This is a genomic window from Clostridium sp. AF02-29 (genome assembly GCF_934835585.1).
Classification (GTDB): Bacteria; Bacillota; Clostridia; order Lachnospirales; family Lachnospiraceae; genus Otoolea; species Otoolea fessa.
On record NZ_CAKVZK010000065.1, the window covers coordinates 1 to 4,992 of the forward strand.

Sequence of the window (4,992 nt, forward strand, 5' to 3'; positions counted from 1 at the left end):
CTCCCATAAGAATGCCATGCGCAATCTTCGACTACGCATGACAAATTCAGCTTAACCCATTATAACATCTCTCTTTCGTTTTTACAATCCTTTACTCTGATTATCCTGATCTTGCCAAATTTCTGCCAGATTTCCAGACGTTAATTTTTTAACAGGCTATATTCGCTTTATTTTCTCTGCTATTCTCGCCTAATTCTCACTGAATACCCATAATATCGACTAACGATAAACTCTAATGCCGGAAAGGAATAGGTCTCATAACTGAAGCTTTCCTCTTTATATTGTTCTCTGACAAACTGGATCTGTTTTTTGAGACTTTCAAAATCATCCTCGACTTCAAAGCAAGTTCCATCTCCCGCCAAATTCATCGCATAAGCATCGTAGAGTTTTAGTTCTTCCTCCGCCCTTAAAAACCATACGCACTTTGTCACATCCTTAAAGTCTTCCTGAAGATTCCATTTGCACTTCTCGTATAGCTCCCCCTGATCCATGAGGACCATCCATTGCAGCATTCCACCCCAAAGGCCTGAGCAATTATAATCATTCTCCTGATTCTGATAAATGCTCAACGCTTCTTCAAACGTATCTGAAGGTGCCGGATAGCGTTTGTGCATTCTGTATTCCATAACCAGTCTTGTACACTGTTGATCCATAAGATATCGGATATCATTCTGGTTTCCGACATGGTCCATAAGCCGGTACAGCATGCTAATAATCCCGATATGCTCATCGTATGGCGGATACAAGAACTGCGGATGATTCCGGATCAGATTCATAACGCTGTTATATACATTTGCCCCCTTTGCCCATGAATCTCTGTCTTTTTCATTCTTACAACACTGATAATATGCATACGTTGTCAGATATCCTATCATTTCATACAAGATCATTCTTTGCTCCACAGAATGATATAGCGGGAGCTGATTCTCATCTTCACAGCAGGGTCGAACTGCATCATAATACTGTTCATTCCACTTTTCATATGCCTTTAGAAATTTTATCAGCCACTCTGTATATGCTTTCTTTTCAAAGAGTTGATGTTCCAGCAGATATTTCCAGTAACGAATGATCAGATATTCCGTAACCATGATGGCAATTTTATTAATATGTGCATCTGAAGCATACTGTGCAATCATCTGTGTCGCCATATAAAGACCTGCAAGCTTTTTATCCCGAATTTTAGGCTTGTCTGCCGTACTTATCCCGGAAAGATATCCATCGATAATCCGCTCGAAGTAGTAATTCCGGTAATCACTTTCTTCAATAAAATATAGTGCTTTTCTCAATAACGACTGCCATTCTGCCCCAAACAGATTTTCCTCGAAAAGATATTTCTGAACATCGTCAACCAGCTTATCGATATTCCAGAATTCCATCGTGATATTTTTTCTGCCCCATTTCGCATTTTCATCCACGTAACTATCCCATGCAATCCGTACAGCCTCATCCATCATATCATTTGTGATCACAACAATTCGGATCTGTTTTTTCTGATCATCCTCTGTCATCTGCCTGATGTAAGTATCCCGAATCTCGTTGACACTTTGTCGTACGGCATTCGGACCTGAATCCCAGTTTGCCCGGTTTAATCTTCCCTGCTTGATAACCCCGAGTAGGATCTCCCTCCCTTTACGTGCCCGGATATCAACACCATATTGCCGATTTCCTGTCTCTGGCCGGTTATCTGTAATATAGCCCATCTGAAGCAGAAGATCACATATCAGGAAATCAAGCTCATCCTTTTCTTTTAACTGTGACAGATAATCTTTAATTACCAGACGCATCTGATTCCACCTCCCTCTCAAACCGTTGTCTCATTAGTTCATATCCGACCGGATCTTCAATATATAAATTTGGCAATTCCACACTATGTTCAAATTTCATAAATGGATTTGCCTGATACATCAATTCCTGCTTACGCCCAGTTATAACTGTTCCGCTCCGCGCCCCATATTTTAATGTCCTTGATTGAAAAAGTAATCCGGTCAGGGAAGCTTTATCTGCGTTTTTATTGACCTTACGATTAAATTCACACTCTGCATACCTGATCATCATCTGGTCTTTCTCAGATGGCCTTAAGTCTTTTATTTCATAAATTCTTTCTCGAATTGCACGCGCTTTTTCGGAATGTTCTAAAACTCTTTCAGCAAGCTTTACCTGCTGTTTGTATTCAGATTTTCTATAATTCTCTGCAGTTTTGCGCATCGTATCTGGATAATTGCCATATATCTCATACATACAGACCTCTATATATTCATCCCCTGCCATTTCTGCCTTTAAAAGGTGAAACGCTGTACTGCAGGCAAGTTCTCCCTGATATGTATAATAGAGGATTGCTCTTACAACACGGATCCAGTCTTTTTCTGAATATATTTCTTTCCCTCTTTCCGCCTCGCAGTTCTCTGTAATTTTCGCAAAGCTGCCAGCCTCCGAAAGAAGACCAATGCCAAAAAAGAGTTCCTTCATCCCGCCGCCGACTATATATGAAATTGCCGCAGCCGTCACCTTCTCTTCATCTTTTCGAAGAATACTGTGTACCATTGGCATTTGTCTAAAAAATGTCATGTAATCATTTCCCCTATATCCATTAGCAATAAAAATATGACGTAGATTTTCTAAAACTGTTACTATGTCATTTCCATTTTTCTGCACTCTTGCATAGTACATATCTAACGTCGTAAGCATGGAACTATCTTTATGGAAATCCGAAAAAATCATCGTTTTAAATACTTGTTCGATATTGTCCGGAACCTCTACCAGATCTGCTATTATCCCCGCAAACCGCAGCTTTTCGCTCATTACTCCACTCGGAATCTCATTAAGTCGCTTCAGAATTTCCTCATCAATAGTTTTTTCCTTCTCGCCATATCGCGTTTCATACTGTACCAGCAATGGGATTTCATACTCTTCTATTTCGCTGGATGCATGCGCCAGCTCACACAATCTTTGAAAATTTTTCCGGAATATCGTTTCTCCATAGTTTAAACCTGTTTCCAGAAAATCAATCGCAGTCATTGCGTTCCACTTTCCTCCCAAAGCCAGTAATTTCTCACTTACCGCTTCCGCCTCATCTCTGTTTTTCTGATACCATGATCCTCGAAAAAGTCCTAACAATCTATACTCTGTCTGACATCTTACTTCTCCAATTTCATCGAAAACCACCGCATATGTTTCCATTTTCATGACAAAACATCTATATGCCCAAAGTATTCCATCGCCCCATTCTTCACCTTTGTGCCGCTCCAATAGACCAATAAGCTTTGTTACCTGTTCTCTGCGAAATGTTTTTGCATAATAAATATTCGGGCGCACAAATGAAATGATCCGATCGATCACTCCTTTTTCTCCAGCCAGAAACAGCAATTCGATCAAATCGACTCCATATTCCTGCTGTAGCAGATAACCGGCATATTCACATGTAAGCGTTTTCCTGCCGCAGAACTCTACTTCCTTTGCAAGCCCATCTACAAGATCTGTCAGATTTGTAACATTCATATTTTCGGCAAGCATCCGCGCTGTGACTCCCCACCTGTTATGAATCATTTCACGCGTGCCATCATCCAGAATATTTAACACTTCCTGATATGTTTTCTCGTACATTTCCGGGTGTTCATTCAGAATTTCTTTTCCGCGTTTTAATACATGCTCGATTTCATTTTTTCTCTCGTCTTCGTACATAAAACCACCTCTTTAAAAGTATGAATGTTATATGGTTTCCTGTTTCAGCTTATATTTAGAAAAATCCCAACAGTCTTTTACTAACCGTTGGGATATTTTCTATGTTCGTATCATTTATAAGTTTCTATAATTCTATATTTTATCTCTTCTCATACGTCTCCGGCGTATAATGGATCACTCTCGTACCGCTGTTCTCAAACTCAAACGGAACATATAAGAGTTCTTCCATCGCCTTATGAACCGCTTCCTGCTTATCCGGCTCTACGTAGAAGAGAAGGAATCCGCCGCCGCCCGCGCCGAGAAGCTTTCCGCCGAGAGCGCCTGCTGCCATTCCCTTTGCGTAAAGTCCATCGATGGAATCTGTTGAAATTCCATTGGAAATTCCACGTTTCAGCTTCCATGTATAATCGAGAAGTCTTCCGAATTCATTGAGGTCTGTCTTGGATGTGAGGACCTTCTCCGCGTCATCCACCAGAGACAGCATCTCAAGAAGCTGCTTCTGCTTATCTACCAGTGCTTTTTCCGTTGTCTGCTGGATATCGGAAGAAAATCTGGAAAATCCGGTGAAGAACAGCATCAGATTCTGGTTTAACTGTGCCTTTCTCTCCGGAGAGATAATGACCGGATTTACCTCGTATCCGTCAGCACTAAAGTTGATCCTGTTTAATCCGCCAAACGCCGCCGCAATCTGATCCTGAACGCCGCCACTCTCGTTGCAGAGAACTCGCTCCAGATAGATCGCATCATCCGCAAGCTTTCTCTTATCCGCGTATTTTCCTTTTAACGCATAGAAAGCATTTAACATTCCAACCGCAAAAGAGCTGCTCGTTCCAAGTCCGGATCTTGCTGGAAGGTCTGCCTCATAAGTAAGACGGATTTCCTGCATATCGAGATATTTCATCGCCTCCCGGATTGCCGGATGATTGATATCGTTGACATCCGTCACGCGCTCGATCTTAGAATAGGAAAGCTCTGTGGAATAATCGAAAAAGCGCGGTAAATGGCGCACATTTACATAGCAGTATTTATCAAAGGTTGTTGAGATTACGGCTCCGCCGTGTTCCTTATAAAAGTCCGGGAAGTCTGTTCCGCCTCCGAAGAAGGACATTCTAAAGGGGGTCTGTGTAATGATCATAATTGTTCTCCTAATATGTTAATCTACCTGTAAAATCTTCTCTACCGCGTCCAAAAGGTCCCTGCAGACAAGATCCGGCTTCACGTCATATTTCTTATCGTTTCCAGCCTCACCGGTCTGTACCAACGCCGTGCGCATTCCTGCGTTGATCCCGGTCTGGATATCCATCGTCGTATCAC

General features: G+C 41.6%; 4 protein-coding genes. All 4 read right to left on the reverse strand.

Annotation, left to right across the window (positions count from 1 at the left end):
• Positions 1 to 179: 179 nt before the first annotated feature.
• A complete protein-coding gene (locus PUQ60_RS11250; protein ID WP_117470556.1) occupies positions 180 to 1,784 on the reverse strand; it encodes a hypothetical protein in 1,605 nt (534 codons plus the stop codon).
• The gene (locus PUQ60_RS11255; RefSeq protein ID WP_117470555.1) at positions 1,768 to 3,678 is read right to left on the reverse strand and encodes a hypothetical protein; all 1,911 of its coding nucleotides are present in this window, start codon (positions 3,676 to 3,678) and stop codon (positions 1,768 to 1,770) included. The genes PUQ60_RS11250 and PUQ60_RS11255 overlap by 17 nt, the downstream gene beginning before the upstream one ends.
• Before the next feature lie 139 nt (positions 3,679 to 3,817).
• Positions 3,818 to 4,813 carry a kinase gene (locus PUQ60_RS11260; RefSeq protein WP_273483018.1) on the reverse strand — a complete coding sequence of 332 codons (996 nt, stop codon included), beginning with the start codon at positions 4,811 to 4,813 and terminating at the stop codon, positions 3,818 to 3,820.
• Between the two features lie 18 nt (positions 4,814 to 4,831).
• Positions 4,832 to 4,981 carry an HAD hydrolase-like protein gene (locus tag PUQ60_RS11265; RefSeq protein ID WP_337955634.1) on the reverse strand — a complete coding sequence of 50 codons (150 nt, stop codon included), beginning with the start codon at positions 4,979 to 4,981 and terminating at the stop codon, positions 4,832 to 4,834.
• Positions 4,982 to 4,992 lie beyond the last annotated feature (11 nt).